Source organism: Candidatus Nitrosopumilus sp. (assembly GCF_028278985.1).
Classification (GTDB): domain Archaea; phylum Thermoproteota; class Nitrososphaeria; order Nitrososphaerales; family Nitrosopumilaceae; genus Nitrosopumilus.
Genome location: NZ_JANQTA010000017.1, coordinates 1 through 25,303 on the forward strand (window position 1 = coordinate 1; position 25,303 = coordinate 25,303).

38 protein-coding genes and 1 rRNA gene are annotated in these 25,303 nt (G+C 34.3%); 19 read left to right on the forward strand and 20 right to left on the reverse strand.

Annotation, left to right across the window (positions count from 1 at the left end; translation table 11 throughout):
- Window positions 1–95: ribosomal RNA gene (locus Q0941_RS05200) — 16S ribosomal RNA — on the reverse strand; the annotation flags it as partial.
- 377 nt (window positions 96–472) lie between these two features.
- On the opposite strand from Q0941_RS05200, the gene Q0941_RS05205 reads away from it, so the two are divergent.
- Window positions 473–1,765, forward strand: coding sequence for an aminotransferase class III-fold pyridoxal phosphate-dependent enzyme (locus Q0941_RS05205; protein WP_299292035.1), 1,293 nt, complete (start codon window positions 473–475; stop codon window positions 1,763–1,765).
- Between the two features lie 166 nt (window positions 1,766–1,931).
- Here Q0941_RS05205 and Q0941_RS05210 read toward each other — a convergent pair whose 3' ends face one another.
- Both Q0941_RS05210 and Q0941_RS05215 read right to left on the reverse strand, forming a co-directional pair.
- A complete protein-coding gene (locus Q0941_RS05210) occupies window positions 1,932–2,129 on the reverse strand; it encodes a hypothetical protein (protein WP_299292036.1) in 198 nt (65 codons plus the stop codon).
- A gap of 44 nt (window positions 2,130–2,173) precedes the next feature.
- Entirely contained in the window at window positions 2,174–2,341 is a 168-nt protein-coding gene (locus tag Q0941_RS05215) for a hypothetical protein (protein WP_299292037.1), read from the reverse strand.
- A gap of 270 nt (window positions 2,342–2,611) precedes the next feature.
- Between Q0941_RS05215 and Q0941_RS05220 the strand changes: the two genes are divergently transcribed.
- Complete coding sequence (locus tag Q0941_RS05220) at window positions 2,612–3,433, forward strand: tetratricopeptide repeat protein (RefSeq protein WP_299292038.1); 822 nt, start codon at window positions 2,612–2,614, stop codon at window positions 3,431–3,433.
- A 6-nt stretch (window positions 3,434–3,439) separates the two neighbouring features.
- Here the strand turns inward: Q0941_RS05220 and Q0941_RS05225 are convergent, their stop codons facing one another.
- On the reverse strand, window positions 3,440–4,147 hold the full coding sequence (locus Q0941_RS05225; RefSeq protein ID WP_299292039.1) for a hypothetical protein: 708 nt from the start codon (window positions 4,145–4,147) through the stop codon (window positions 3,440–3,442).
- An 80-nt stretch (window positions 4,148–4,227) separates the two neighbouring features.
- On the opposite strand from Q0941_RS05225, the gene Q0941_RS05230 reads away from it, so the two are divergent.
- The 4 genes from Q0941_RS05230 to Q0941_RS05245 are packed head-to-tail and all read left to right on the forward strand — an operon-like array spanning window position 4,228 to window position 6,138.
- A complete protein-coding gene (locus Q0941_RS05230; protein ID WP_299292040.1) occupies window positions 4,228–4,593 on the forward strand; it encodes an SHOCT domain-containing protein in 366 nt (121 codons plus the stop codon).
- Entirely contained in the window at window positions 4,594–5,049 is a 456-nt protein-coding gene (locus Q0941_RS05235) for a cupin domain-containing protein (RefSeq protein WP_299292041.1), read from the forward strand.
- Between the two features lie 2 nt (window positions 5,050–5,051).
- Window positions 5,052–5,414, forward strand: coding sequence for a cupin domain-containing protein (locus Q0941_RS05240; protein ID WP_299292042.1), 363 nt, complete (start codon window positions 5,052–5,054; stop codon window positions 5,412–5,414).
- A gap of 52 nt (window positions 5,415–5,466) precedes the next feature.
- Complete coding sequence (locus Q0941_RS05245) at window positions 5,467–6,138, forward strand: DnaJ domain-containing protein (RefSeq protein ID WP_299292043.1); 672 nt, start codon at window positions 5,467–5,469, stop codon at window positions 6,136–6,138.
- A 2-nt stretch (window positions 6,139–6,140) separates the two neighbouring features.
- On the opposite strand, the gene Q0941_RS05250 is transcribed toward Q0941_RS05245, so the two are convergent.
- The 3 genes from Q0941_RS05250 to Q0941_RS05260 are packed head-to-tail and all read right to left on the reverse strand — an operon-like array spanning window position 6,141 to window position 7,024.
- The gene (locus Q0941_RS05250; RefSeq protein ID WP_299292044.1) at window positions 6,141–6,545 is read right to left on the reverse strand and encodes an HIT family protein; all 405 of its coding nucleotides are present in this window, start codon (window positions 6,543–6,545) and stop codon (window positions 6,141–6,143) included.
- A 34-nt stretch (window positions 6,546–6,579) separates the two neighbouring features.
- On the reverse strand, window positions 6,580–6,858 hold the full coding sequence (locus tag Q0941_RS05255) for a hypothetical protein (RefSeq protein WP_299292045.1): 279 nt from the start codon (window positions 6,856–6,858) through the stop codon (window positions 6,580–6,582).
- Between the two features lies 1 nt (window position 6,859).
- Entirely contained in the window at window positions 6,860–7,024 is a 165-nt protein-coding gene (locus Q0941_RS05260) for a hypothetical protein (protein WP_299292047.1), read from the reverse strand.
- Between the two features lie 53 nt (window positions 7,025–7,077).
- Between Q0941_RS05260 and Q0941_RS05265 the strand changes: the two genes are divergently transcribed.
- Entirely contained in the window at window positions 7,078–8,217 is a 1,140-nt protein-coding gene (locus Q0941_RS05265) for a 3-hydroxyacyl-CoA dehydrogenase (RefSeq protein WP_299292049.1), read from the forward strand.
- A gap of 11 nt (window positions 8,218–8,228) precedes the next feature.
- Window positions 8,229–8,447, forward strand: coding sequence for a hypothetical protein (locus Q0941_RS05270; RefSeq protein ID WP_299292051.1), 219 nt, complete (start codon window positions 8,229–8,231; stop codon window positions 8,445–8,447).
- Here Q0941_RS05270 and Q0941_RS05275 read toward each other — a convergent pair.
- Window positions 8,444–8,950: a TIGR00725 family protein gene (locus tag Q0941_RS05275; protein WP_299292053.1), complete on the reverse strand. Its 507-nt coding sequence runs from the start codon at window positions 8,948–8,950 to the stop codon at window positions 8,444–8,446. The two genes, Q0941_RS05270 and Q0941_RS05275, sit on opposite strands and share 4 nt — an antisense overlap.
- Before the next feature lie 75 nt (window positions 8,951–9,025).
- Here Q0941_RS05275 and Q0941_RS05280 point away from each other — a divergent pair, with 75 nt between their 5' ends.
- The 3 genes from Q0941_RS05280 (at window position 9,026) to Q0941_RS05290 (ending at window position 9,827) form a co-directional block, all read left to right on the forward strand.
- Complete coding sequence (locus Q0941_RS05280; RefSeq protein WP_299292055.1) at window positions 9,026–9,148, forward strand: hypothetical protein; 123 nt, start codon at window positions 9,026–9,028, stop codon at window positions 9,146–9,148.
- Between the two features lie 69 nt (window positions 9,149–9,217).
- The gene (locus Q0941_RS05285; protein WP_299292056.1) at window positions 9,218–9,628 is read left to right on the forward strand and encodes a hypothetical protein; all 411 of its coding nucleotides are present in this window, start codon (window positions 9,218–9,220) and stop codon (window positions 9,626–9,628) included.
- 1 nt (window position 9,629) lies between these two features.
- Window positions 9,630–9,827: a C2H2-type zinc finger protein gene (locus Q0941_RS05290; protein ID WP_299292057.1), complete on the forward strand. Its 198-nt coding sequence runs from the start codon at window positions 9,630–9,632 to the stop codon at window positions 9,825–9,827.
- Here Q0941_RS05290 and Q0941_RS05295 read toward each other — a convergent pair whose 3' ends face one another.
- The 3 genes from Q0941_RS05295 to tuf are packed head-to-tail and all read right to left on the reverse strand — an operon-like array spanning window position 9,828 to window position 11,678.
- A complete protein-coding gene (locus Q0941_RS05295; protein WP_367277473.1) occupies window positions 9,828–10,031 on the reverse strand; it encodes an RNA polymerase Rbp10 in 204 nt (67 codons plus the stop codon).
- 29 nt (window positions 10,032–10,060) lie between these two features.
- Complete coding sequence (gene rpsJ, locus Q0941_RS05300; protein ID WP_012215416.1) at window positions 10,061–10,369, reverse strand: 30S ribosomal protein S10; 309 nt, start codon at window positions 10,367–10,369, stop codon at window positions 10,061–10,063.
- Between the two features lie 10 nt (window positions 10,370–10,379).
- Window positions 10,380–11,678: a translation elongation factor EF-1 subunit alpha gene (tuf, locus tag Q0941_RS05305; protein ID WP_299292059.1), complete on the reverse strand. Its 1,299-nt coding sequence runs from the start codon at window positions 11,676–11,678 to the stop codon at window positions 10,380–10,382.
- Window positions 11,679–11,808: 130 nt separating this feature from the next.
- On the opposite strand from tuf, the gene fbp reads away from it, so the two are divergent.
- From fbp to endA, 5 genes are all read left to right on the forward strand, one after another.
- Window positions 11,809–12,945, forward strand: coding sequence for a fructose-1,6-bisphosphate aldolase/phosphatase (gene fbp / locus Q0941_RS05310; protein WP_299292060.1), 1,137 nt, complete (start codon window positions 11,809–11,811; stop codon window positions 12,943–12,945).
- A gap of 68 nt (window positions 12,946–13,013) precedes the next feature.
- Window positions 13,014–13,421 carry a hypothetical protein gene (locus Q0941_RS05315; protein WP_299292061.1) on the forward strand — a complete coding sequence of 136 codons (408 nt, stop codon included), beginning with the start codon at window positions 13,014–13,016 and terminating at the stop codon, window positions 13,419–13,421.
- Window positions 13,422–13,458: 37 nt separating this feature from the next.
- Window positions 13,459–15,225 carry an ATP-dependent DNA ligase gene (locus Q0941_RS05320; RefSeq protein ID WP_299292062.1) on the forward strand — a complete coding sequence of 589 codons (1,767 nt, stop codon included), beginning with the start codon at window positions 13,459–13,461 and terminating at the stop codon, window positions 15,223–15,225.
- A 66-nt stretch (window positions 15,226–15,291) separates the two neighbouring features.
- Window positions 15,292–15,945 (forward strand): DUF47 domain-containing protein, encoded by a 654-nt coding sequence (locus tag Q0941_RS05325; RefSeq protein WP_299292063.1) that lies wholly within the window; start codon window positions 15,292–15,294, stop codon window positions 15,943–15,945.
- Between the two features lie 74 nt (window positions 15,946–16,019).
- A complete protein-coding gene (gene endA, locus Q0941_RS05330; protein ID WP_299292064.1) occupies window positions 16,020–16,556 on the forward strand; it encodes a tRNA-intron lyase in 537 nt (178 codons plus the stop codon).
- Here endA and Q0941_RS05335 read toward each other — a convergent pair.
- The gene (locus Q0941_RS05335) at window positions 16,553–16,930 is read right to left on the reverse strand and encodes a hypothetical protein (RefSeq protein ID WP_299292065.1); all 378 of its coding nucleotides are present in this window, start codon (window positions 16,928–16,930) and stop codon (window positions 16,553–16,555) included. The two genes, endA and Q0941_RS05335, sit on opposite strands and share 4 nt — an antisense overlap.
- A gap of 3 nt (window positions 16,931–16,933) precedes the next feature.
- A complete protein-coding gene (locus Q0941_RS05340) occupies window positions 16,934–17,170 on the reverse strand; it encodes a hypothetical protein (RefSeq protein ID WP_299292066.1) in 237 nt (78 codons plus the stop codon).
- Window positions 17,171–17,270: 100 nt separating this feature from the next.
- Here Q0941_RS05340 and Q0941_RS05345 point away from each other — a divergent pair, with 100 nt between their 5' ends.
- Complete coding sequence (locus tag Q0941_RS05345; protein WP_367277475.1) at window positions 17,271–19,037, forward strand: SDR family NAD(P)-dependent oxidoreductase; 1,767 nt, start codon at window positions 17,271–17,273, stop codon at window positions 19,035–19,037.
- 2 nt (window positions 19,038–19,039) lie between these two features.
- Window positions 19,040–19,489: a hypothetical protein gene (locus Q0941_RS05350; protein ID WP_299292068.1), complete on the forward strand. Its 450-nt coding sequence runs from the start codon at window positions 19,040–19,042 to the stop codon at window positions 19,487–19,489.
- A gap of 221 nt (window positions 19,490–19,710) precedes the next feature.
- Here Q0941_RS05350 and Q0941_RS05355 read toward each other — a convergent pair whose 3' ends face one another.
- From Q0941_RS05355 to Q0941_RS05370, 4 genes are read right to left on the reverse strand one after another with little or no spacing between them, the layout of a single operon-like run.
- Window positions 19,711–20,478 (reverse strand): sulfite exporter TauE/SafE family protein, encoded by a 768-nt coding sequence (locus tag Q0941_RS05355; RefSeq protein ID WP_299292069.1) that lies wholly within the window; start codon window positions 20,476–20,478, stop codon window positions 19,711–19,713.
- A gap of 39 nt (window positions 20,479–20,517) precedes the next feature.
- Window positions 20,518–21,150, reverse strand: coding sequence for a hypothetical protein (locus tag Q0941_RS05360; RefSeq protein ID WP_299292070.1), 633 nt, complete (start codon window positions 21,148–21,150; stop codon window positions 20,518–20,520).
- A 38-nt stretch (window positions 21,151–21,188) separates the two neighbouring features.
- Window positions 21,189–21,680, reverse strand: coding sequence for a DUF192 domain-containing protein (locus tag Q0941_RS05365; RefSeq protein WP_299292071.1), 492 nt, complete (start codon window positions 21,678–21,680; stop codon window positions 21,189–21,191).
- 38 nt (window positions 21,681–21,718) lie between these two features.
- Window positions 21,719–22,069: a hypothetical protein gene (locus Q0941_RS05370; RefSeq protein ID WP_299292072.1), complete on the reverse strand. Its 351-nt coding sequence runs from the start codon at window positions 22,067–22,069 to the stop codon at window positions 21,719–21,721.
- A 135-nt stretch (window positions 22,070–22,204) separates the two neighbouring features.
- Between Q0941_RS05370 and Q0941_RS05375 the strand changes: the two genes are divergently transcribed.
- A complete protein-coding gene (locus Q0941_RS05375; protein ID WP_299292073.1) occupies window positions 22,205–22,669 on the forward strand; it encodes a metal-dependent transcriptional regulator in 465 nt (154 codons plus the stop codon).
- Here the strand turns inward: Q0941_RS05375 and Q0941_RS05380 are convergent.
- The 3 genes from Q0941_RS05380 to Q0941_RS05390 are packed head-to-tail and all read right to left on the reverse strand — an operon-like array spanning window position 22,656 to window position 25,265.
- Window positions 22,656–24,476 carry a PINc/VapC family ATPase gene (locus tag Q0941_RS05380; RefSeq protein ID WP_299292074.1) on the reverse strand — a complete coding sequence of 607 codons (1,821 nt, stop codon included), beginning with the start codon at window positions 24,474–24,476 and terminating at the stop codon, window positions 22,656–22,658. The genes Q0941_RS05375 and Q0941_RS05380 overlap by 14 nt on opposite strands.
- Window positions 24,477–24,506: 30 nt before the next feature.
- Window positions 24,507–24,869: a response regulator gene (locus tag Q0941_RS05385; protein ID WP_299292075.1), complete on the reverse strand. Its 363-nt coding sequence runs from the start codon at window positions 24,867–24,869 to the stop codon at window positions 24,507–24,509.
- Window positions 24,870–24,905: 36 nt separating this feature from the next.
- A complete protein-coding gene (locus Q0941_RS05390; RefSeq protein WP_299292076.1) occupies window positions 24,906–25,265 on the reverse strand; it encodes an Hpt domain-containing protein in 360 nt (119 codons plus the stop codon).
- Between the last annotated feature and the right edge of the window lie 38 nt (window positions 25,266–25,303).

Consider the following 25,303-nt stretch of genomic DNA (forward strand, 5'->3'; position numbering starts at 1 on the left):
CGCGTTACTGAGCCGTCTGCCTTGTATTACTACAATGACTCGCATGGCTTAGTATCAATCCGATAGCAGTCAGGTCCGGCAGGATCAACCGGATTCTGAAATTTTGATTTTGATTATTGAAGTACTTTTGTACTTAATATTGGAATTGACGGATGCACATAATCTTCACATCTCAGATATTGATCACTTGATCAAATCCTCATTTTTGTATGCGTAACTGGAGGCCCATGAATCACAAAATGGCATATTGCCACACTTCATCACAAGCGCCGCCTATTGCGTTACGTATGCAGAAGCCGAAGATTGTAGAATCCATATAAACCATACGTGAAATTATGCCTGATCGAGAGAAAATTTGTAAAAATTACAAGTTTTTTCAACCAAGGAAATTTGAGAGTAAAATCATCCAAATACTTGAATTTTCCAAGTATTTTGATAGTTAAAATTGTAGAATTTGTTTGAAAAATTACTTTTGAGCAAATTCATTTCAGAGTACAAGAAAAAGACAAAGACATCTGCAAAAATTTTTGCAAAGTCTGCGAAGCTTCATGTAAATGGGGTAAGTCATAACATAAGATTTTATGAACCTTATCCATTTGTTGTAAAATCATCACTTGGAAAAAATTTGATTGATGTTGATAACAACAAGTATACTGATTATTGGATGGGTCACTGGAGTTTGATTTTGGGACATGGTCCAAAAGTTGTAAAAGATTCTTTGAAAAAACAAATTGAGAAAAGCTGGATGTATGGAACTGTGAATGAGCAAACAGTAAAACTCTCTGAAATGATTTCTAAAGCTGTTCCAGTTGCTGAAAAAATTCGTTATGTCACATCTGGGACTGAAGCCACAATGTATGCTGTTAGACTGGCCCGTTCTGTAACAGGAAAAAAAATTATTGCAAAAATCGATGGGGGATGGCACGGATATACATCTGATCTTTTGAAGAGTGTCAACTGGCCGTTTTCAGAATCAGAAAGCAGTGGAGTTGTAAATGAGGAGAAAATTATCTCAATTCCTTACAATGATTTAGAAGGCTCTTTGAAAATTCTGAAAAAACATGCAAAGAATTTGGCCGGAGTTATTATTGAACCAGTACTGGGCGGAGGCGGATGTATTCCGGCAAAGCCAGATTATCTTAAAGGGATACAAGAATTTGTTCACAAAAATAATGCATTATTCATACTTGATGAAATTGTGACAGGATTCAGATTCAGATATGGATGTCTATACCCCACAATGAAACTAGACCCAGATATTGTAACTCTAGGAAAAATTGTAGGAGGCGGAATGGCAATTGGAGTGATGTGTGGTAAAAAAGAAATCATGGAATTTGCAGATACCACAGGGAAGAAAAAATCTGAGAGGTCATATGTTGGAGGAGGAACATTTTCAGCAAATCCAGCCTCAATGGTGACAGGATATGCCACTCTGAATTCCTTAAAATCAAAAAAATCAATTTACTCAAAAATTAATTCATTGGGAGACTTGGCCAGAAAAGAAATCACAAGGGCATTTGATGGCAAAGTGGCAGTTACTGGTAAAGGGTCATTATTTATGACGCATTTTCTTCAAAATGGAATTTCAGAAATTATCAATTCCACTCAGGTCTCAAAATGTGACACTCAGATGTTGCAAAAATATCACTTTAAGATGATTGCTCATGATGGAATATTCTTTTTGCCAGGAAAACTAGGAGCAATCTCAGATGCACATTCAAAGGCAGATATCAAAAAAATTGTCCTAGCATCAGAGAATTTCTAATTTTGTGAATTTTCTGGAAAATTGATTTTTCGCCATTCTATCATTTTGTTAAAAACATCAAGGTAAATTTCAGATTTTAGGGTGATATGGACATGGGCAAAAAATTCACCAAATTGAGATTCAAAGATTATTCGGCATTCGGGTTTAAAGAAGGGCACAGAGATTCCTATTTTTTTAAATTTGTAAAAACAGTATTTTGGATTTTTATTGATTTTTCAGAAACAAGAATATTTTTCATTTCAGGATTTTTGTTAATTGATTCATCCATCTCTTGTTTGGTTGTTTCACCCCACAGGGGAGGATCATGAGGCCATCTATGAACAAAGACCTTTTCGGCTTGAAATTGAATCTCAGAATCAGTCAACAATCAAACCCATTTCTTAACGAAATTAAGCGTATCTTTGAATCTCAAGATGCAAGTTGAGCAATTGATTCTATTTCATCAGGATTTCCAAAGTAGTCTTTTTGTTCATAGCACCAATTACAAACCATCCATTTTGGTGAATGTGCTCCAGTTTTTGCTGGTTTGTATGTGATTTCGTACTTATGTTCATGTCTATCATTACAGTAATTCATTTGACTTCACAAGGTGTTAGGGATTTGTGCTTATAGAAATCACGGAAAAATGAGCCCAAATAAGGATCCTATTTGGAAAAAATCAGATTTTTATAAAATTACACTTTGATACAGATATGGAAAAGAAAGAAGAAAAAGAAGCCTATGCAACTGATGATCCAACAGACACATCAGCAGAAGAGCAAGAAGAATTAGCAAAAGAAGCAATCAAGAAATTCAAATCTTTGTAGAAACCTAAACTTTCATTAGATATGCAATTTTGGTGAGAATATGGGATTATTTGGTTCTAAAGAAAAACCAGAAGATTTGATGTATCATGCAATGGGTATGATAGAAAAAAATCAGCCCAAAGCAGCCATTTCATTATTTAACAAAGTTCTCAAACAAGAACCAGAAAACACAGAAGCTCTATACAAAAAAGGATTAGCCCAAAATCAAATTAAAAAGTACAGTGACGCTGTTACCACTTTTGATAGATTATTAGAAATCAAACCAAATGATGCACAGGCATTTAACAACAAAGGAATTGCACTAGCAGAAATGGGGAACATTCAAGATGCAAATGAGTGTTATGACAAGGCAATTGAATATGACCCAAAGCATGCAGCATCCTATTTCAACAAAGGGGTTCTTTTAGATAAATTACAAGACAGAGAAGAAGCCATAGAATTTTTGGACAAGGCAATTTCAATGGATTCTAAAAAATCTAATGCATTATTTTACAAAGGAATTGTTTTAGGGAAGATGAAAAAACACGAGGAAGCACTAAATTGTTTTGAAAATGTATACAAAAAACAACCCAGTAATCTGGACGCATTTTTCCATAAAGGGATAGAATTAGCAGAATTAGAAAGGCATGAAAAAGCCATTGAAATATTTGATAAAATCTTAGAAAAACACAAAGACAATGTAAACATCATCTATGCAAAATCAAGAAGCAAAGCAGCATTAGAGCAATATCCACAAGCGTTGGAATTACTAAAGCAAGCAGTGTCAAAAAATGGTAAAGTAATTAGAGCATGGGCAAAAGAAGAACCTATTTTTGATAAACTGCACTCTAATGATGAATTCAGAAAAATTGTTCGATTATAATTAAAATTACAAAATCTTCTTTCTAACAGAATCTATTCGAATAATTCCTACCTTCTTTTTTGGGCCAATCAATCTTGCCTCAAAAATTGGAACATAGATTTCTGAAATCTCTCGTAAGATAAATTCGTCAGATAAATCACGAACATCGGTTTCTAGAGGTTTTTTTAATTGAGATTGGAGTTTCCCCAAAGCAGCATCAATGGTAATTTCAGGTTTTTTGACATTTTGGCTATTTTGTTCAAGAATTTTTTTTGGATAATTCTCTATTGTCTTGGAATTAATTTTGAAAGGGAATTTTATTTCTCGTCCATGATGATCGAAAAAGATTTCATCTTCTTCTTCAACAAAAACATGTTCCTCTAATTTTATGTCAATCTTATTTTTTCCACGTTTTCCTGCCAAAGATTTTGCAAATCCAGATTTTGAGCGAACAGGGAAAATTCCACCTCCCAAAACTACGTCTTTGATATTATATCCTACAGAAATGGTATGTGTTGCTTTCCTATAGTAATCTGCCACATATTTTCCAGAAACTGCCAAAATGCATTCATGATACAATTTTAGAGAGTGAATGTGAACTTGTTCTTTTTTTGGTCTTGATAGGAGAGATTTGAAGGGAGTAGTTTTCTTTTGTTCAATAATCTCCATTGCTTCATTTTCATCAATATTTTTTCTGAGAACAATTGTTTTAATATCATATTTTGACTCTTTCAAAACTAAACAAAATACACATTTCTTGCTATTAAACCAATTCAGTAGGAAAGAAATAATAGATTTGAAAAAAATTACAAAATATGGCAGTACCAAGAAAAGGAGGATATATTGACAAATTCCTCAAACGCGCAGACAAAGCAATTCAAGATGGCGTAAAAAAAGCAGACGAAGTTTTAGATGACGCAGTTGAATTTGGCGAAATGACTGCAAAACAAGCAGCAAAGACCAGTAAAGAATTACGTAGTCAAGCAAAGAAAGAAAGAATGGCATTACAAAAAAGAGGAACAAAGAAAATCAATGAGAGTATTACTGCTGCAAAAAAAATCACATCAAATGTTGATGAAGATTTAGCAACATTAGAAAAATTAGGAAAGCTGAGAAAATCAGGTGTAATTACTGAAAAAGAATTTCAAGCAAAGAAAAAGAAAATTTTAGGAAGAATCTAAATGGAAAAAACAAACATTATCGGTAAAGGAGATCAAAGAAAAGTAAATCCAAATTGGTTTACAGGCAAAACATGGATGAAAGTATTATCTGAGAAAATTAAATCAAAAGATCAAGACATTTACCATGTTCATTTTGAAAAAGGTTCCAGAACAAAACTTCATTCCCATAATGGAAATCAAGTTCTCATTGCAACAAAAGGTATTGGGAGTTTGGAAATTTTTAGACGGTTTGGTAGTAAGAAAAAAGACTTCAAAATTAAAAGAACTAAAAAAATCACTCTTAAAGAAGGAGACATCGTACACATTCCAGCCAAGGTTCTTCACACACATGGCTCTATTGACAAAAAGAAGGAATTTGCACATATTGCAATCAACATACTACCAAAAAAGAATGCAGAATACAAAACTGCATGGTATGAGTCTGATTTTAAATCAAAGGTTTCAGAATTAATCTAAACATGACACTTCTAAGAAATTCTGAAATTCAAACAGTTGAAGGATACGAAGGAACTACCGTCAAGCAATATTTTCACCCACATAACACACTTAACGGGATTTCATACAGTATTGCCCATTTCTCACTTGAATCAAATAAAGAAACAAAATTACATAAATTGACATCATCAGAAATCTATTACATTCTAGAAGGAAATGGGACATTTGTCATGGACAAGGAAGAATTTGAAATTAAAAAAGATGATTCAGTTTATGTGTCCCCTAATGCGGAGCAAAAAATTAAGAATACAGGTTCTGAACTATTGAAATTCTTGTGTATTGTAGAACCTGCATGGACTCAAGATTGTGAAAAAATCCTAGAATAAACCACCTACAAGATATGCAATTATTTTTAAAATATGAAAGATAGTAAATTTTGTGAACAAATACCAAGCTCAACGTGTTTTGAATGTGAGTCCAAATTCATCACAAAATGAGATCAAAGCAGCGTACAGAAAATTAGCCCTAGAAGTTCACCCAGATAAAACCAAGGATAAAAGTAAAGATGAAGAATTTAAAAAAATTACCGAGGCTTACAATTTTCTAAAAGATAACAAAAATCAGAAAGAACCCCAAACTTACACCAATACTGAATCCAAGACAAAAACCAATTTTAAGCGAAAGCCACAATGGGGAGCACCTGAAGATGAAAAGATCCCTGAGCAAGATTGGGGAAAATATACCAGAGAATTTGAAGAAGGAGATCCTGATTTTTGGAAAGAATATGAAAAAAAGTTTTGGGAAGATTACAATGCAAGAATAAGAGCTGATGGAAAAAATGGAGAATTTGATAAAGCAAAAGAACCAAAGAGACAACCAAATCTTTTCGTAGATGTTGACAAGAGTTTATGCATTGGGTGCTGTAGTTGTGAAATAATTGCACCAGAAGTATTTCAGATTGACAAGGAAGGAAAATTTAATCCAAAATCATCTGTAATTAATCAAAAAGGAGCAGGAGTAAATAAAATCATGAACGCCGCAGAAACATGTCCAACTAAAGCAATAATTGTAGAAGATACAGATTCCAAAGAAAGACTATACCCTTATTGAAACTAGTCTTTTAGTTTGTTGTAAATTTCTTCAATTTCCAATTCAGATAGTTTAGAAGAATTAAACATACTATGGATTGGACCAGCTCCATCACTAGAACTTCTAGGAATTATATGTACATGTACATGTGGAATTTCTTGTCCTGCTTCTTTTCCGTTATGAATTGCAATCAGAGTAGCACCTGAAATAGAATCAATCTTTGAGGCCATGATATGAACAAGTGAAAACAAGTCCTTGTTTTCTTCATCTGTCAAGTCTTGGATTTTTTCTCGAGGATTCTTTGGGATAACAAGAGTGTGCCCCTTTGTAAGAGGAAAAGCATCAAGAAAAGCTAAAGAGTGTTCTGTTTCTTTGAGAATTTTTGCAGGAATATCACCAGCAATGATTTTAGAAAATACAGTTTCCATAATTTATTGAGAATTTTTACGATAATAAATTATTTCATGGTTCAACAATAGTTGCCCATGCTAAATCACGTCCAAACTTGATTGTTACAATGTCACCAACATTTTTTGTACAATCTTCAATTGTTTTAGGAACATTATCTTCTGTTTCAACATAACAAATTCCATCTTGATTTGCTAAAATTGTTACTTCCTCATAGACATCCTCACGGATTAAATTCCAAAATGGGAACACAAGTGTAGAAAGTACAATACCTGCAATCACAATTGCACCACCAAATATCAGACCACCTTTTTGACCAGAGGTTAGTTCCATGTTACCATGTTCCCCCATCACCAGCATTAGGATCAAGTTTCTTTGCAGGAACATTTCCATGGGCTTTTTTCATATGACGCTTTAGTCTTTCAGGATCATGTAGTTCAGTACCACATGTTTCACATTTGGTTTGATTTTCTTTGTCCTTACGTTTGAACAAACCCATATTTTGCTAAAAATTTGAAATACATTATAAAGGATACTAGGGATTTCGAAAATATGTCAATTAAGAATATCACAGTTTTAGGTTCAGGAGTCATGGGTCACGGTATTGCTCAGGTTTCTGCAACAGCAGGCTACAACGTAGTTCTCAGAGATATCGAACAAGGGTTTTTGGATAAAGCAATGGAGAAAATTAGATGGAGTTTAGATAAGCTAGTCACAAAAGAAAAGATTTCCAAAGAAGAAGGAGATGCAATTTTTGGAAGAATCACTCCAATTGTTGATTTGAGTGAAGCAGTAAAAGATGCAGAATTAGTAATTGAAGTAGTTCCAGAAATTATGGATTTAAAGAAAAAAGTGTATGCTGAGTTAGATAAAGTAGCAGATCCTAAAGTAATCTTTGCATCAAACACAAGCACATTACCAATCACAGAAATTGCAAACACAACATCACGTCCAGAAAAATTTATTGGAATTCATTTCTTCAATCCACCACAATTAATGAAACTAGTAGAAGTTATTCCAGGAGAAAAAACATCTTCTGAGATTACAGAACTAACTCAAGAATATGTTAAATCAGTAAACAAACAGGCAGTTCTCTGTAGAAAAGATGTTCCAGGATTTATCATTAACAGACTTTTCATACCAATGGTTCACGAAGCATGTTTTGTTAAAGATAGAACAGGTGCATCACTTGAGGAAATAGATTCAGCTGTAAAATTCAAACTAGGTTTTCCAATGGGAATTTTTGAATTAGCCGACTTTACTGGAATGGATGTAATTCACAAGGCAACAGTAGAAATGCATCTGCGAGACAAAAAAGTCATCAATCCACATTCACTTGTTGAAAAAATGTTCGATGAAAAGAAACTTGGGCAAAAATCAGGTGAAGGATATTACAAATATTCAGATGACAAATATGAAAGAGTTACGCTGTCTGAAGAATTAGCAGAAAAATGTAATCCAATACAACTTGTTGCAAATATCATTAACAATGCTGCATGGCTTGTAAGTAACGGTGCAAGCGATATTGAAGAAATTGAAAAGGCAGCACAGTTAGGATTAGGATTGAAAAAACCTCTATTTGAAACTGCAAAAAAGATTGGAATTAAAAATATTGTAAATGAATTAAACAAACTGGCTGCAGAACACGGTGAATTTTACAAACCAGACCCACTTCTCATATCAATGCAATAGGAATTAGTGGTTTGGATTTTGAAAAAGATATTGAAGCGCTAAAAATAGCATTAACAGAGACGGAATTCCGTATAAAAAAACTAGAAGATCATAAAGATATAATCAACAAACTACTCAGAGATAATAAAACTGATGAAGATTGGATTAATGAAACAAAGAGTAGACTAGTGCGAAATATTAGAAATTTACAGAAAAAGCGAGATAGTATTTTTAGAGAACTAGAGTCTTAAGAAATTAATTCTAAAATTTTTTCTACAGCTTCTTTAGGAGTATCTGCTCCAAGGATTTTGACATTTTCTCGATGATCAAGATAACCATCAATGTATTGTTCAACAGAACCTCCAAGATTTCTCATTGCAACCATAGGTTTCTTGTGCATGTATGCTGCACATGTTTCAGATAGAGTTCCAGAACCTCCTCCAACTATAATTATACCATCAGCACTCAATGCATTTAGAAAATCTCTTGTCAACCCCATTCCAGTAGGAATTACAATATCACAATATTCATTTGCCAAAGTTGCATCATCTTGAGGGATTATACCAATACTCAATCCATTTGCATCATGAGATCCATGGGAAGCAGCAGTCATTATTCCACCTAATCCACCTGTGATCAAAACAGAGCCCGATTTTGCAATTTCAGATCCAATTTCATAAGCAATTTTTTCATGTTCTGGAGTGCAACCATTTGTATTATTTCCAATTACCAAAATTTGTCGTTTTTTTGCCACAAGTTTGATTAAGAGATTGGTTTGAAATAGGTTTCCCAGAGTAAAGGATATTAGGAAAGCATCACAACTATTCACATGGAAAGACGTTCAATGCCAGTATGTTTTACACAAGAACAATACAAAATGATCGAAGAATTTGCCAAGAGAAACGGTATGCTCAACGCAAGCCAAGCTCTTGAGAAAATCCTAAAAGAGTAATCACTTTTTGTTATTTTCATTTTTATTTTGTTTACATTTATAGAATAATCAATCTATAGGAGATCAACAATGGGACTGTTTAGTAAAAAACCTGCAATTTGCACAATATGCAACAAAGAACTTACTCACAAGCATAAACCAAAAAGAGAATGGAACATCAAAGGTCCTTTATGCGGAGATTGTCATTTTGACAAACAAAAAGAATTCTACGAAGGAAAAGTAAGGCAACCATGTGTAGTATGTGGAACAACCAAAAAAATTACTGATCTTTGGGAACCAAGATGGCAGTGGGATATGGAAGGTCTATTGTGCAAGGAATGTTTTGACAAAAAAGAAGAAACCCATGGTAAAAAGAAAAATTTTTGTGCATTATGCGGTGGTAAAATGGGATTAATCAGATACAATCCGAAAGGTCATTGGAAAATAGAAGGACAGTTATGCAGAAACTGCTGGGATGAGAAAAAAGCAGAATTTGGATAAATTGGGATTTTTAAAAAAAATCAAATGTGAAATTTGTGAAAAGAAATTTTCAAAAGAAGAAGAACTGATGAATCATAAACAAATTGTTCATGGAAAAGATTTGAAGTATGATTGTAAAGAATGCAACAAATATTTTTCAAATATGGAAGATATGAGAACGCATTTACAAAGAGAGCACAGTTACAAAAAAGACAGATAACTAGATAGCTTTTACAGTTTTTACAACTGGTGGTCTTACTTTGGTAAAGACTCTAAATCCACAAATACATTTGATTTCTGGAAGTCTGGATAATTCAGTGTTGGAAACTATAGTTCCACATCTAAGGCATGCATAGTGCACTTCAAAAGTTTCAGTGGTGTTTTCTTCCATTGAATCAAAAGTTTCTTCAGCCATGTTTATCATCAAAATTTCTATAATTTAAGGATACCAGATTATGTTAGAGATAATTCAATGTAGACATCATCAGGAATTTTTAGTCTCATTAGTTGTCTAATTGCCTTATCATCAGCGTTAATGTTAATTATTCTTCTATGCATTTTCATTTCCCATTTCTCATAAGTTTCCGTTCCATTTCCACATGGTGATTTTCTAGTTGCAACATGTAGTCGTTTAACAGGAAGTGGAGTTGGGCCTTTAACTTTGACACCGGTTTTTTTTCCTATACCCATGATTTCACCACAAACACCATCTAATTTTGGTAAACTGGTTGAGGTGAGTTTTACACGGGCGGTTTGTGTCATGAAAATCCGCCTATGGTTTGTACTCTTCGGTAATTTCCTTAACGATTCCAGCTGCGATAGTTGCACCCATATCTCTTAGTGCAAATCTACCCATTTCAGGGAATTCCTGGAATGTTTCAATTGGAGTTGGTCTCACCGGTCTAATTTTGACAATTGCAGAGTCACCAACTTTGAGGAATTTTGGATTTTCTTCCTCAACAGCACCAGTTGCTGGGTTGATCTTTTGCAAGAACTCAGTAACAGTTGCTGCAACTTGTGCAGTGTGTGCGTGCATTACTGGAGTGTAACCAGGAGCAATTGCTGTTGGGTGGTGAATTACAATAATTTGAGCTTTGAATTCTTTTGCTACATTTGGTGGAGCATCAGGAGTTCCGAGAACATCTCCTCTCTTGATGTCTTTCTTTTCAACACCTCTAAGGTTGAAACCAATGTTATCACCTGCTTCTGCAGATGGCATTTCAGTATGGTGAGTTTCAATAGATTTGATTTCACCAGGAGCACCAGAAGGCATTACAACAATTTTGTCACCTGCTTTCATAGTTCCTGTCTCAACTCTTCCTACTGGAACAGTACCAACACCTGTGATAGTGTAAACGTCTTGGATTGGAACACGAAGTGGTTTTCCTACTGGTTTTTCTGCTACTGTAAAGTCATCAAATGCTTCAAGTAGTGTTTTACCAGAATACCAACCCATGTTTTCAGATTTTTTAACTAAGTTGTCACCTTTCCATCCAGAAACTGGAATGAATGGTACATTTTCTAGTTTGTAACCTACAGATTTTACTAATTTCTCACCTTTTTCTTTGGCAAGTTTGAATGCGTCTTCAGAATAGTTGCTGTCATCCATTTTGTTGATAGCAACGATTAGTTGGTTAACACCGAGTGTTTTTAACAAGAAAGCATGTTCTCTTGCTTGACCACCAGCAGCAATTGCTGTGTCGGTTTCACCTTCTTTTGCTGAAAGTACTAAGACTGCTGCATCTGCTTCAGAAGCACCAGTAATCATGTTTTTAATAAAGTCCCTGTGACCAGGAGCGTCAATCAAAGTAAAGAAGTACTTTGGTGACTCAAACTTTTGGAATGCAAGATCGATTGTAATACCTCTCTCTCTTTCATCCTTAATGTTATCCATAACCCATGCATACTTGAAAGTATCACCTTTTCCGGTCTTCTCGGATTCGGATGCATGTGCTGCAATTGTTCTTTCATCTACAACACCAAGATCCATCAAGAAATGACCCATAGTTGTTGATTTTCCATTATCAATATGACCTGTAACAATCAGGTTCAAGTGTGGTTTATCTGCCATATCAAAGGCCTATTGGATGTTATTTATTACTGTTATGAATTTTTGAAAAAATCTTCAATTTTTTTCAATTATTTTTAGATCAGAAGACTTTGGAAATTACACATAAATCAAAGGGAGAAAATTGGAAATTATGAAAATTACTGTATCAGTTATCAAAGCCGACGTCGGAGGAGTTGGCGGTCATACAAAACCAAGTGATGGACTATTAGACGCAATTAGAAATACCATCAAAAACTCAGCAGATTTGCTAATCGATTATTACATTGGCTATTGTGGAGATGACACTCACATTGTAATGTCTCATACTCATGGAGTAGATAATGAAAAAATTCACAAGCTAGCTTGGGACGCATTTATGGCAGGAACTCAAGTTGCAAAAGATGAAGGACTTTACGGAGCAGGACAAGACTTGCTTAGAGATTCATTTTCTGGAAACGTAAAAGGAATGGGTCCAGGAGTTGCAGAAATGGAATTCGAAGAAAGACCAAACGAAGCATTTACAGTTTTTGCAGCAGATAAAACAGAACCAGGTGCATTCAACTATCCAATTTACAGAATGTTTGTAGATGCATTAAGTAATACAGGACTAATTGTAAACAAGAATCTTGCAGAAGGTGTTAAGATCAACATCATGGATGTAGAAAAAGCACAGATTGCAGAATTGGAACTATGGCAAGACAAACCAACAATTGAAGCAGCACTAATGTACCCAGGAAGATATGTTGTTGACTCCGTTACAACTAAAGATGGAGAGCCAATTCTTGCAGCATCTACAGATAGACTGCACAACATTGCTGGAACATATGTTGGTAAAGACGATCCAATTTGCCTTGTAAGAACACAAAAGAGATTCCCAGCAACTGAAGAAGTAGGAAGTGTATTTAACAATCCACACTATGTTGCAGGAAACACTAGAGGAAGTCACAATATGCCATTAATGCCTGTAAAACTAAACTCTGCAGCAACAATCAACTTTTGTATTCCAATTGTAGAAGCACTAGTCTTTAGTATGCACAATGGAAAATTCACAGGTCCATTTGACGGATTCTCAACACCTGATTGGGATCTAATCAGAGAAAAAGCTACAGAGAAAGCAATGGCCATTAGAAGTCAAGGATTCATCCATCCTGCAACATTAGTTCCATCTGAATTGGAATACGCAGAAGGTTACAGGGCAAGAATGGATGTTCTTGAAAGCAAAATGAAACCAATGGAAGAAAATACTTCTAGCGGAGCCAAAAAAGAAAACTACGAAGATCCAGATTAGTAATTTCTAATCTTGCCAATCATAGGAAATAGTTAAAAGAAAACAGACTTTAGTAAAAGCGGTCTGTAATGAGTTTTCAAAAATTATTTGATTGGAAAACATACATCTTTACAGCACTAGCAGTCATTTCATTTTCAAATTTTGTAGCAGTGTTATTTGGTCAGACCATCCCAAATATCGTATTAGACTTTTTCAAGATTGCAGGCGAATATGTAATTCTAGGTTCAGTATTCATATTTGCACTAGCATGGCTACTAAAGGCAAAGCCTCACAATCGTCCAAAGAAATACTCGGTAGTAGTTTTTGATGTATATGGTAAAAAAAGTGAGATTGACGGAATTAGAACAGAATTCAAAACACATGATGTAGCATGGAGTTTTATGAAACAATACAAAAAACAATATCCTTTGTACAATTTTGCACTAGTTTCTGATCTTCCAAAATCAGACAAACCTACAATCTTCAGATACATCTAGATTCAGATTTTTATTCATGATTGAATAGAGAAATAGAATGGACTTTGCCATTTTAGCTGATGCATTTAACAAAATGGAGTCAACTAGAAAGAGATTAGAATTAACACAATATTTGGTAGAATTATTTGAAAAGACACCACAAGAAGTTATAGCAAGAATTGTTTATTTGCTTCAAGGAAAACTAAGACCAGATTTTGAAGGAGTTGAGCTTGGTGTTGCTGAAAAACTTGCAATAAGAGCTATTTCAAAATCATCAGGGATTCCTATCAAAAAAATTGAAGAGGAATATAGAATAGGAGGAGACTTGGGTCATGCAGCTTCAGTAATTTTAGAACAAAAAACACAAACAACTTTTCTTGTTGAAGATATTACTGTTGAGCGGGTTTATGAAACGCTATTCAAAATTGCAAAACTAGAAGGAGCTAGATCACAGGACATGAAGATGAAATACATCTCCAGCTTGCTAAATGATGCAAATCCACTTGAGGCAAGTTTCATTTTGAAAATATTACTTGGAACATTGAGGCTAGGAGTTGCAGAAAATACAGTTATGGATGCATTAGCAATTGCATTTTCAGGAAACAAAGAGAATAGAAAAGTTTTGGAACACGCGTATAACGTTTCAAGCGATTTAGGAAAAGTTGCCGAAACAATTTCTGAAAAAGGAATAGAAGGTGTTGAAAAATTTGAAGTGATTTTGTTTAATCCAGTAAGACCAATGCTTGCAGACAGAGTAAAAAGTCAAGAAGAATCAGTGGAAAGATTAGGAAATAATTTTGCAGCAGAATACAAACTAGATGGGGAAAGAGTTCAATTACATGTTGAAGGAGACAAAGTTGTTCTTTACTCTAGAAGTTTAGAAAATATTTCTAGTTATTATCCAGACATTATAGAGAAAATTCCAAAATCAATTCAAGCTGATAATGCAATCTTAGAAGCTGAAGCAGTTGCAATAAATGAAAACACTGGAGAATTTTTACCATTTCAAGAGTTAATGCATAGAAGAAGAAAATACAAAATAGAAAAAGCAGTTACACAATACCCAATTACAGTAAACTTTTTTGATATTTTATTTTGTAATGACAAAAGCTGTTTAGATCTAAGTTACAAAGAGAGAAGAGAGAAACTAGAAAAAATAGTCAAAGAAGACGAATATGCAAAACACATTCCTATGGCTATTGTAAACAATGAAAATGATGTTGAGGAATTCCTTGAAAACAGTATCAATGCAGGAAGTGAAGGGTTAATGCTCAAAATGTTAGACAAACCATATCAAGCTGGTTCCAGAGGAAGTTACTGGTTAAAACTTAAACGAGAATATCAAAATGAGTTAGGGGACAGTTTAGATCTTGTTGTCATTGGAGGATTTTTTGGAAAAGGAAGAAGAACAGGAAGCTATGGAACACTTCTTCTTGCAACATACGATGAAGACGTGGATATGTTTACTAGTATATGCAAAGTAGGCACAGGATTTTCAGATGAAGACTTGGATCAACTATACCAAATCCTACAACCTAAAGTTACAATCAAAAAAAATCCAAGAATTGAAAGTGAAATGGAAGCAGATGTTTGGTTTGAACCAGAACTAGTAATCGAAGTTGTTGCATCAGAAATCACACTCAGTCCAATTCACAAAGCTGCAAGGGACCAAGTAAGAAAAGATGCAGGACTAGCATTAAGATTCCCTAAATTTACAGGAAAAATCAGAACAGAGAAAATGGCCGAAGATGCATCAACAAATGAAGAAGTTATTTCACTTTACAAAGGACAGAAAAAAGTAGCCCACGACAAAAGTTTGATTTAATCGTGCTCAATTTTTCACGAAAATCGTAGAGGATTTAAATTACCATAGGAATTCTTGATTTCTGTTATGTATAGCGGAGAGCTTGAAGTTCAAGCAAAAAGAAAGGCTATCGCAGTTTTACAAGACGAGATTAACAGAATTCTAAATGCTGCTAGAGAACTTGCAACACTTCCTGATCTAATGATGAAAAAAGACAAGACAGGAATCAAAAACGCTCTAGAACAAATTTCAACAATTGAAGAAGAAGTTGAAAACTTGAGAAGAAAGATCACTCGAGAAGTTGCAGACGTAGGTGGTTTAATCATGAATAGAGAAAATCTTCTCAACACAGCATACACAATGGATGAGATTGCAGGATACATTACAGGAATTTCATTCAAACTCTCAAATGTAAAACCAACAACATTGAAAAGTGCAAAACTAGACAAAGACATTACAAAACTAATCGAATTAGTTGTTGACGAAGTTTACAAACTAAATGAGATCATTAGAAGTCTAAACACAAACACTGCAAATGCTATTGAATTAGCACAAGAAACACAGACAATTGAGCGTGAAATCGACATCAAATACAGACAAGCAACATTGAAACTTCTCACAGAAGTTACAAACACAAAAGAATTGATGCTCATGAAAGATGTTATTGAAGGAATTGAAGAGATGGCAGACAAGTGCCAAAGAGTTTCAGATTCTTTCATATTGTTAGCATTAAGCCTCTAACGAACACATCATTCAATTTTTACTTTATTTTTCATACTAAGAGAATTCATATACATATCAAATAATCTAAAATTATGAAAAGTGAGTTAATTGAAAATAGAATCATTGTTTGGAATATCGAAGACTCAAAAAAGCTTTTCAGTAAAGGTTACTACGGCAAACCAATAGGAATTCCAAAGCCAAACCCAGAAGAAATTGATGCACCATTAATTTTAGATTTGATAGAAGGTTTGTATCTTTTAGAAAACAAAAAGATCACAATAACAAAATCAAAACAAAAAGTAACAGTAGATGAAATGACAGATATTTGTAAAAAAGAATATCATGATTTTGATAAAAAATATCTTGTTTACAAAAATTTTAGAGACAAAGGATACATAATTAATCCCGGAATAAAATTTGGTTGTGATTTTGCAGTGTATGAAAAAGGACCAGGTATTGATCATGCACCATACTTGATTCAAGTGTATATCAGAAACGAACCAATAACATCAACAGGAATAGTCCTTGCGGGAAGATTAGCAACTACAGTTAGAAAACAATTCATCCTAGCAATCCCCAAGGGAAAAGACAAAGTTGATTTTCTAGCCTTAGATTGGTGGAAGGCTTAAACAGATTTGATATGACCTGCAATTCGGTCATAAATCTCAAAAAGTTCTTTTGTAATTCCAAATGACAAATGATTGTCCCATTTACCTCTAATTCTTACAGCGCCATCAGTTGGTTCTACATAGATAGTTGCATCTTTTACTGATTGCTTTGCAATCATTTCATTAAGTTCAGAATCATCATTTAGTTTTGTTGCAACACTGCCTGGACCGTTCCAAGAAACAGAAACCACTTCTTTTGAAGCAAAATGTCCCTTTGTATTTAGAACTGTTTTTGCAACAAAGTTTCCAGCATCAGCACCTACACTCTTTCTTACGATAAAGTGTGCTTGATATCTGTCTAGTGCGCCCCAAGGGAGTGGATTTGTATCTTGCATTTGTTATCCCTTCTGTACAATTTGGACGACGTCAATATTGGAGTTCTTTACATCAAGACATCCACGATTTGTAATCATTCTAGCTGTATGAGCAAAATATCTACTGTAATAATCACCTTGTTCAACATCATCGGTTCCAATTTCTTTAGATTCAGAATCTACACCGATCTCTTTTAGCATATCACTAAATTTTTCGGGCCATGTTTGATAGACAAATGTATCTGGCTCTGAATCATGCATCAAAAATCATGAATCATACCCACAAATAAAGATATCAAGAAAATTTTTGCCTCAGAGATCAATCCAAATAAATATCACAAAAGATTGGAGATTTTATCTAATCATGAAATTCCAAAATAAAGTCGCTCTAGTAACAGGAAGTGGAACTGGAATTGGTAAAGCCATTGCCACTAAATTTATTGAAGAAGGAGCCAGTGTAATTATTCTTGGAAGAAGAAAAGAGCCACTTGAGGAAGCATCAAAAGAATTAGAAGCAAAAATTCCTCAGGGAACAAACTCTACAGTTAGAATTTTTGCAGGAGTTGATGTTGCTGACGAATCTGCAATGAATAACATGTTTGATACTTTGAAAAATGATAATGTTACTGTTGATTACATAATTAACAACGCAGGAGTTTCAGGTCCTGTAACTTGCTTTGCAAACTCACCAGTTGATGAGTTTAAGAGTACAATTGGAATTCACCTTACAGGTACTTTCTGGGGCTCAGTTCAAGCACTAAAAGTAATGAAAGAAGGAGGAAAAATAATTACAATTTCTACATTCTTTACTGAAGAAAGACCATTAGAACAAAGACCATACAGATTCAGAAGTCCATATACTGCATCACAAGGTGCAAAGAATAGACTAGCTGAATGTATGTCATGGGAGTTAACTGAAAAAGGAATTGTTTCTATTGCAACAAATCCAGGACCAGTGCACTCTGATAGAATTTACAAAACAGTTTATCCAAAAGCTGCAGCAGAATTTATGAGAGTTAGTGGATTTGAAGATTTAACTCCAGTCCAAGTTGAAGAAGCAAGAGATGATTTGCTAGAATGTATTTTAGCTGATGGAATTGACAAAGAAGGTATTGCCAAAGTTGCAGAAAAATTAGCAAACGGTAGAGACGTTGCAAAATTAACTGAAACTTATACAAACTTATTAACAAAAATCAAAACAATTGCAGAAAAAGTTCAAAACAACACATCACATATGATTGCAAACCAAGAATTTTTGGCACAATCACAAGTTTCAGAAATGGTTCTTAATTTGTGTGATGAGCAAATTGTACAAATTCTCAATGGTAAAGTAATTCCAGGTGACAGAGTTTTCTATCCAGTTAAACCACACATCGGAACAACAACTCCAGGTGTTCATCAACCAGACTTCACAGGAAAAGCAGTAGTCTTTACAGTTGATGGAACAGACAAAGCAGATGCTGAGAGAGTAGAATTTTTGGCACAACATGTTGAAAAGAATGGAGGTAAAGTTGCATGCTTTATTTCAAAAACAACACCAAATGATGTTCAAGAATCAATTAGTAGTAAATTCCACTCACATGCAGTAGATATTTCAAATCCTGAAGAAGTCCAGAGATGGCTAAACACTGCAAAGACAAACCTTGGAGACATTTTAGGCGTAATTCACGTTACTGGAAAACTTCCAGAGGTAGGCAAATTAACAGAACTAAACAGAGCAGGCTGGGAAGAACTAGTTGCTAAATTCATCACCACACCAGCAATTGTTGCTCAAAGAACACTAGAACATTTTGTTCCAGGTGGCGGTAAAGACCCAAGACTGTTCAAAGATAAAACAGGTTCCATTATGATCATTGGTCCAGACTTACCAGTAGGACGTAAAGTTTCAGGAACTCAGAGAGCTCAAGTAGAAGTTTTCAGAGGAGCCCTTAGACCATTTACAACTACAGTAAACCAAGAACTAAGTGATGTTCTAAAATCAAACATCAGAATGTTTACAGTATTTCCTGGTTCTGTTACAGGTTCTGAACCAGACAATCAAAAAATTGCAGATGCATTTAACTTCCTTGTATCAGAGAATGCTGCTTCATCATCTGAAGTAACTTTCTGTGTTGACGAATCAAGATAAGAATGAAAAAATTCAAAGAATTTCGTGTAGGAGATACATTTCAATCCACATGCAGTATTTCAGATAAAGAACTTGAAGAGTATCTTAGCTTCTCTAGAGTAAGAAATTCATTCTTGGATGAAATGAAAAAAGGCGAATCAATGGTTTCAGGTAGGGCAATTTTATCAAGAATGGAAGGAGAATTTACAAGATTAAGTCAGATTTATGGAAACCATATTGTCTTTATTGGAACAGACGGAGATCCGGAATGGGAAAACAGAAACACACGATTTCTAAAACCATTAACAACAGATCAAGTTCTAAGATTAAAGTTCACGGTATCTGGAAAAGAAGACATTGATGAAGAATTTGGCAAAATTGCAATTGATTTTGAAGGACTGAACCAAGATGGTGAAACCATAGTTCTATCAAAAAAGAACATTTACAGAATTAAAAAAGAGCCACCAAGATAACTAATCTTCTAGTTCATCATCATTTCTTCTTGAAGGTCTTACTGGAATGTAAATTACTGTCATGAAATGATTTTGTGAATTTTGTATTTAACAGACTCGTAGAAATTATACTATTGAAAAGTAAACAGGAGAGCCGACTAGTCTCCCCCGCCCTTAGGTCAAAGACCTAACGAACACTATACATCACAAAATTACTATAAAAGCGCAAACAAAAATCATGGCTAAAAAATCAATCCACCTTCTACGATGGAATCAAAAAACAATTTTCCAGCTGCAATCAAAATTACTACTGAAACTAGAATCTGCAAGTAACGTTCTTTGATTTCAATGGATAACCTTGCGCCAACTAGTCCACCTGCAAATGAACCAATTGCTAAAAATCCTGCTTGTGTAAAATCAGGATGTCCAAGTAAACTGTGAGTTATAACACCAGATAAGGATGCAAACAACAAAATTAATTGAGATGTAGGGGCAGCTCTTTTCATTGCCATTCCCATTCCAACTACCATTAATGGAACAAAGACGATTCCTCCACCAATTCCAAAGAAAGAAGAAATAATTCCTGCAAAGAAACTTGCACCCACTGCAAAAATTATCATTTGTATAGATAATTTTTTTTCCTTTGATTCTAATTTTCTTCTCAAGAATATGTAAACTGCTGATGCAATTAACACCAAACCAAATAATATTTGAAAGATTCCGGGAGTAACATCTGAAGAAATTAGTGCACCTAAAACAGTTCCAGGAATTGAAAGTAAACCAAGTTTAATTCCTAATGAAAATTCTATTCTTTTTTGTTTAGAATAAGAGATTGTAGATGCTATGGCATTACTTAGTGCTGCAAACAAACTATTACTAGCAGCTGCAGTTGGAGAAAAACCAAGAAATGTTAAAACTGGAACAACAATTATTCCACCACCAAGTCCAATCATCGAACCCAATATTCCTGCTGCGAATCCAAGTGGTATCAACCACAATTGATCAATCATTGTAATGTCAATCAGAGAATTTTCTATTATATAATTAGACTACTTTAGAATTAGTAACGTGCGTAAGACAGAATTTTCTTTAGAGGTAATCTCCAAAAAGATTTCAGTATTTTCTAAATTTTCAATTTGTGATTTGACATTACGTCTATCTGAATCAAGATAGAATTTTTCTACAGCCTCAAACCAGGACGTAGGAGTTGGAAAATCTTCTTCTTGTTGTTCTTCCCAACAATCACAAACTAAAGATTCTATGGTACGCTCAAAAATGGTATGGACTTCATCTCGATTAGCATCCAAAGTAGTGGTTTCAAGGTTCACTATGGCTAAGATTGGAGATTTCACATCACCACCTAGATTGATGTTGCCAATTGTATTTCCTGAAGAATCATGAACTGCAGTTGTTGTACAGTAACTTACAGATCTTGGAAGTCCTTTGTCAAAATACACACAATATTGATCAATGGTATCATCAGTTATGGCAGTAGGAGAGGATACAATAATGTCATGCTCTGCCAATGCTGTTTGAACTAATTCAATATCATAATATGTAAATCCTGATTCATAGATTGGAATTGATTCTGGTTCTGATTTGAAATCCCCCATAAACACTGCAGATACAGAAATTGCTACAATTACTCCAACTACAATTGGAATGATAACTAACTTATTCACAAGATACAGATTTTTTGTTCAAAGATAAGGTTTTGCAATTAGATTGAAATTATTGTTAAAATCGAATTTTTTGTAATATTATTTGTGTCAATAAAACCAGCAGTTACCTCTAGTACATATTTTGCATCTCCTTCGGGAACCACACTTTGACATGTTGTGATCTCTAAAGCAGTTTTACACGGTGGAACATCTTTTTCAATATGAACTACTTTGCCATTTTCATCAAACCAAATCATATCAAGATGAAATTGCATGTTAAGCATCCACAATGAGTAAAGACCGGGTTCATCAAAAACAAAGATCATTCCCTGATCAGGTGGCAATTGATCTTGGAACATTAAACCACGAACACGTCTTGGTTCAGTATCAGCTATTTGCACTTCCAACGGTACATCGTCAACTTTGATTGTTCCTCGAGGAAATTCTACAGACTCTAGTTTGCTTTCACTTGGAATTGACATTAAACCAATCACACCTACAATAACTGCTGCAATAATGATTGGAACTAGGGCCTGAGTTCTAGTAGTCACAAAATTTGTTAGTCCTATCCTTTTAAAAACTAAGGTAGTTACATTACGGATTGTTTGAAATCATGAATTGAAGACATTGTGTTTTTTGTTGCATGACCAATATCGTGAATGGTAGCACTGTTGTATTTTTTCTCCAAGTATCTTCCTGCAACAATCATAGGTCCTCCTACTGCACAGGTTACTCCAGTTGGCTCTGGGACCCACAACATCAAAAATCCAATTTTCTGTAATTTCTTGCCAGGAGCAGGTGCTTTTTGTAAGGCACTCAAAGAATTAGCAGTGTGTTTTCCATCTATTCCAGCAACATCACTATACAGATTGGCTCTGCGCTTGGCAGATTCAGAGAATTTCTTTAATTTATCGAGTCGTTCCTTTAAGGGGTCAACCATTCCAGCCTAGTATTTAGGAAAAAATAGTTAAGATTCAATGATCAATAACAATCACTTCCAAGTCAACAAAGAGTAACAAAATTTTGGCAAAAAGACACTCAATTATACTAGCTTTGATTTAGATACAAAGATTAGATGAAGTCAAAAACCACCAAGCGACTAGACTCAATTAAAGCAGCACATGAATCAGAAAGAACTAGGTCTAGTTCTAGAATGGAGGATTATTTGGAGATTATTTCTGAATTAGTAGAACTCAAAGGATATGCCACAACACTAGATATTTCTAGATACATGAATGTTAGTGCACCAAGTGTTACAAAGATGCTTCAAAGATTAGATGAAAGTGGATTTTTAGAATATGAAAAATATCACGGCATCAACCTAACTGAGAAAGGTTCACAGATTGCAGAAGGAATTAGACAAAAACACGGAATTTTGTTAGAGTTCTTTGAGATTTTAGGGATTGGGTATGATACTGCAAATGAAGACATTGAAGGAATGGAACATCATCTAAATCCAAAAACAATCAAACAATTAAGAAAATTCATTACATTTCTAAAAGCTAATCCAAAGATAATTGATAATTTTAAAAATCTTTGAGAAAAATTTGAATCTCGTTTTGAGAAGAAGCTAATTTCATCAATGTTCTAGCTGTCTCTGAACGTTTTGGAATCTTGATTTGACCTTTCTTTCCAATTCTAACTGATGTAACATACTTGTCATTAACATAGATATCAGCATGCATTGAGGTGTATTCTCTGCTTACAGTTAGTAGTAACGAAGTTTTTGATTCTGAAAATGTAAATGGTAAATCATTTGTTATGCCAGATGATTCATGGTAGTCTTTTGGTACAACGTCGATGTGAACTTTGAGTGATTTTTCTATTTCATTGATGTTAGAACCACCTCTCCCAATAATAGATGGAATGTATTGTTCATCGACCATTACTTTTACACGATTTTCTGATTGAATTTCAACTTGGGCTTGAGGATCATATCGTTTGAATGTCTCACGAACTTTGTCTTCAGCAAGTTTCTCAATTCCAATTTTTTCAGTCTTTTTACCTACAGGAACTATGACATTTTCTTCTCCAAATGTATAGATTTCATGCTCTAATGCATTATCTTCAAAATTTCTAATCTCAATTACAGGACGTGCAAGGTCTGATTCAGTCATTCCAGAAGGAACTTTGACTTTTAATTCCAAATCATATACTTTTTCGATTTTACCATTCTTCACAAACACTACTGTATCCAAAACATTTGGGATAATGCCTAGTTCGATTTTTCCAATGAATCTTTGAATTGCATCTAGAGGAGAGTTTGCATGAACAACTCCTACCATTCCAACTCCAGTTAATCGAAGATCAGCAAATGTTCTAAAATCTTCTCGTCTTCTAACTTCATCAAAGATAGTATAATCTGGACGTACTAGTAGCAAAATATCTGCAGTGTTATCAAAACTTCCATCAAGTTTGCTGTATTGAGTTATTCCAGAATCAACTTGCAAGTCTCTTGGTGACTCGAATGTTTTTACAATTTTTCCTTGACTGTGATAATAATTTGCAAGACCTGATGCCAGTGTACTTTTTCCTGAACCAGGGGAACCAGAAATTACAATTCCTTCTGCCCTATCAGAAAATCTTGCCATCAATTCTTCAGAAATCTCATAATCACTCAAAGATAATTTGACTATAGGATGTACAATTGTAATTTCGAAAGACTCTGAGAAAGGAGGATGAGTTATAGCAATTCTATAATCTCCTTGTTGGATTACTGATGCGCCTGTCTTTGAAATCTCTATAGTGTTATCATCCGAAGCATTTGCTGCATCTAAAATTTGTGAAGAAATCATTTCCAGATAATCACGTGTCAATATCTCGTCAGATAACGTAGTCAAAGTAAAGGTTCCAGGCATGCCTTTCTTGCCTAGGGGTTGTTGATTTTCCTTAAGATGAACACTCATCGTTTCAGAGTCAAAGAACTTTAAGAATTCCAAATCTTCTTTTTTGATTTCAGATTTTAGATAGACGGTATCAACTCCTTCTGCTTGAGCAACTAGATGTTGCACATTATCAGAAGTGTACAAAATAGCATCATTTTGTTTTGCTAAATCAGTAATAATTGCGTCAATTCTTCCTTTGTGAGCATATTGAATATCATCATTTGAAGGATGAGTTCCCAACACAGATACTGTTAATCCAAATTCTTGAGAAATTTTTTTCAGAGTTTTAATTTTCTCTAAACCAACAAAGCCTTGTTCTTTTTTTGTTGATGCTTGTGATTGTAATTCATCAAAAACGGCTTGGGGAATGATTATCTCAATATTTCTAATGGTACCAGATTCAATTTGAGAAATCAGTTGCCCATTAATTATCACACTAGTATCTACTACAATTTTAGACAAATTCACTGTAAAGTTAGGAGTACGCCCTAATTACTTTTCTAAAATATCAGAAATTGCTTTTAAGACACCATTGAAATCAAATGGTTTTGAGATGTACGAAGTAGCTCCTTGTTCCAAACATTGGTTAATGGTTTTTTGATCATCACTTGCAGTAATCAAAATAATTTTTGCATTAGGATCTGCTGCAATTACTTCTTTGACTACTGTAAGTCCATCTTTTTTTGGCATTGCTAAATCTAAAAGTAAGATATCAGGATTATGTTCTTGGTAAAATTTGACTGCCTCAGCTCCATCTGTAGCTTCTACAACAATTTCATGTTCTCCAATTGACAAAATGTCTTTTAGAACCAGACGAATAGCATCTGAATCATCAGCTATCATCATTCGGGCCATATTTTATCAGCAGATAAAGCATATTAAAAATATTAACTAATTGAGAGATTCCAAAATTTGGGAAGTTTTAGTTTTTAGCTCACTCAAATCAGTGGCAGGCTCATCCATACATTGTTTCATTGAAGAGATTGAAGTTTCAATTAGATTTTTTGCATCAGGAGTTGTTTTGCCATCTGAGAGTCTTTTGAGGACAGAATCCAAAATTGCGGCAAATGCACCTAGTTCTTCTTGTCCCATCATTGGAGCCAATCCCTTTATTTTGTGAGATTCTTTTTGAAATAAATTTGATTTAGAAAGTGTAGCCTCATCATCTGTGCACGAAGAAAAAGTTGTTTCCATTTCTGCAATTGCTTGATTGATTTCATCAGTAGCAAGTTTGACAAATTCTTCTGACATAATGATTGACTTTACAAAAATCACTATTATTTTTATAT

What these genes read in the sequence shown, in the direction of transcription:
- Q0941_RS05240 (WP_299292042.1), top strand. Translation starts at nt 5,052, where the DNA reads ATGACACTTCTAAGAAATTCTGAAATTCAAACAGTTGAAGGATACGAA.
- Q0941_RS05250 (WP_299292044.1), bottom strand. Translation starts at nt 6,545, where the DNA reads ATGGAAACTGTATTTTCTAAAATCATTGCTGGTGATATTCCTGCAAAA.
- Q0941_RS05355 (WP_299292069.1), bottom strand. Translation starts at nt 20,478, where the DNA reads ATGATTGATCAATTGTGGTTGATACCACTTGGATTCGCAGCAGGAATA.
- Q0941_RS05295 (WP_367277473.1), bottom strand. Translation starts at nt 10,031, where the DNA reads ATGATAAACATGGCTGAAGAAACTTTTGATTCAATGGAAGAAAACACC.
- Q0941_RS05255 (WP_299292045.1), bottom strand. Translation starts at nt 6,858, where the DNA reads ATGGAACTAACCTCTGGTCAAAAAGGTGGTCTGATATTTGGTGGTGCA.
- Q0941_RS05280 (WP_299292055.1), top strand. Translation starts at nt 9,026, where the DNA reads ATGGAAAGACGTTCAATGCCAGTATGTTTTACACAAGAACAATACAAA.
- Q0941_RS05370 (WP_299292072.1), bottom strand. Translation starts at nt 22,069, where the DNA reads ATGGTTGACCCCTTAAAGGAACGACTCGATAAATTAAAGAAATTCTCT.
- Q0941_RS05335 (WP_299292065.1), bottom strand. Translation starts at nt 16,930, where the DNA reads ATGCAAGATACAAATCCACTCCCTTGGGGCGCACTAGACAGATATCAA.
- rpsJ (WP_012215416.1), bottom strand. Translation starts at nt 10,369, where the DNA reads ATGACACAAACCGCCCGTGTAAAACTCACCTCAACCAGTTTACCAAAA.
- Q0941_RS05375 (WP_299292073.1), top strand. Translation starts at nt 22,205, where the DNA reads ATGAAGTCAAAAACCACCAAGCGACTAGACTCAATTAAAGCAGCACAT.
- Q0941_RS05390 (WP_299292076.1), bottom strand. Translation starts at nt 25,265, where the DNA reads ATGTCAGAAGAATTTGTCAAACTTGCTACTGATGAAATCAATCAAGCA.
- Q0941_RS05230 (WP_299292040.1), top strand. Translation starts at nt 4,228, where the DNA reads ATGGCAGTACCAAGAAAAGGAGGATATATTGACAAATTCCTCAAACGC.
- fbp (WP_299292060.1), top strand. Translation starts at nt 11,809, where the DNA reads ATGAAAATTACTGTATCAGTTATCAAAGCCGACGTCGGAGGAGTTGGC.
- Q0941_RS05285 (WP_299292056.1), top strand. Translation starts at nt 9,218, where the DNA reads ATGGGACTGTTTAGTAAAAAACCTGCAATTTGCACAATATGCAACAAA.
- tuf (WP_299292059.1), bottom strand. Translation starts at nt 11,678, where the DNA reads ATGGCAGATAAACCACACTTGAACCTGATTGTTACAGGTCATATTGAT.
- Q0941_RS05320 (WP_299292062.1), top strand. Translation starts at nt 13,459, where the DNA reads ATGGACTTTGCCATTTTAGCTGATGCATTTAACAAAATGGAGTCAACT.
- Q0941_RS05265 (WP_299292049.1), top strand. Translation starts at nt 7,078, where the DNA reads ATGTCAATTAAGAATATCACAGTTTTAGGTTCAGGAGTCATGGGTCAC.
- Q0941_RS05315 (WP_299292061.1), top strand. Translation starts at nt 13,014, where the DNA reads ATGAGTTTTCAAAAATTATTTGATTGGAAAACATACATCTTTACAGCA.
- Q0941_RS05385 (WP_299292075.1), bottom strand. Translation starts at nt 24,869, where the DNA reads ATGGCCCGAATGATGATAGCTGATGATTCAGATGCTATTCGTCTGGTT.
- Q0941_RS05350 (WP_299292068.1), top strand. Translation starts at nt 19,040, where the DNA reads ATGAAAAAATTCAAAGAATTTCGTGTAGGAGATACATTTCAATCCACA.
- Q0941_RS05260 (WP_299292047.1), bottom strand. Translation starts at nt 7,024, where the DNA reads ATGGGTTTGTTCAAACGTAAGGACAAAGAAAATCAAACCAAATGTGAA.
- Q0941_RS05235 (WP_299292041.1), top strand. Translation starts at nt 4,594, where the DNA reads ATGGAAAAAACAAACATTATCGGTAAAGGAGATCAAAGAAAAGTAAAT.
- Q0941_RS05220 (WP_299292038.1), top strand. Translation starts at nt 2,612, where the DNA reads ATGGGATTATTTGGTTCTAAAGAAAAACCAGAAGATTTGATGTATCAT.
- Q0941_RS05340 (WP_299292066.1), bottom strand. Translation starts at nt 17,170, where the DNA reads ATGCATGATTCAGAGCCAGATACATTTGTCTATCAAACATGGCCCGAA.
- endA (WP_299292064.1), top strand. Translation starts at nt 16,020, where the DNA reads ATGAAAAGTGAGTTAATTGAAAATAGAATCATTGTTTGGAATATCGAA.
- Q0941_RS05325 (WP_299292063.1), top strand. Translation starts at nt 15,292, where the DNA reads ATGTATAGCGGAGAGCTTGAAGTTCAAGCAAAAAGAAAGGCTATCGCA.
- Q0941_RS05215 (WP_299292037.1), bottom strand. Translation starts at nt 2,341, where the DNA reads ATGAATTACTGTAATGATAGACATGAACATAAGTACGAAATCACATAC.